Below are 324 nucleotides of genomic sequence, written 5' to 3' on the forward strand. Positions count from 1 at the left end.
CCCAGCCACACTTGCCCGTCGTAATCGGTATTCTCGCCACACAAACAGGATAGCAAGGTTGATTTTCCGGCACCATTCGCACCCAGTACCGCCAGCCGCTCACCAGTGCATAACACCATGGAAGCCGAGTCCAGCAGCGTACTTCGCCCTTTGACGACCGATACCGCATCAGCCCGGATCATCGTGACTGCCCTCCATTCTGCTGCATCAACAACAGCAGGAAAACCGGCCCACCCAGGAGCGCCATGACCAGCCCGACCGGTAAATCGGCCGGGGCCATCCAGGTGCGGGCCAGCGAATCAGCCAACAGCAACAGCAATGCTC

At 59.6% G+C, this 324-nt stretch carries 2 protein-coding genes; both read right to left on the reverse strand.

Translation table 11 applies throughout. The features are described 5' to 3' along the window. A partial coding sequence (locus Q4563_RS18120; RefSeq protein ID WP_303605493.1) for an ATP-binding cassette domain-containing protein occupies positions 1 to 182 on the reverse strand: 182 nt, incomplete at its 3' end. After that, the gene (locus Q4563_RS18125) at positions 179 to 319 is read right to left on the reverse strand and encodes an iron chelate uptake ABC transporter family permease subunit (RefSeq protein ID WP_336623054.1); all 141 of its coding nucleotides are present in this window, start codon (positions 317 to 319) and stop codon (positions 179 to 181) included. The genes Q4563_RS18120 and Q4563_RS18125, both read right to left, overlap by 4 nt. Between the last annotated feature and the right edge of the window lie 5 nt (positions 320 to 324).

The sequence above is a fragment of the Gilvimarinus sp. 1_MG-2023 genome (genome assembly GCF_030548285.1).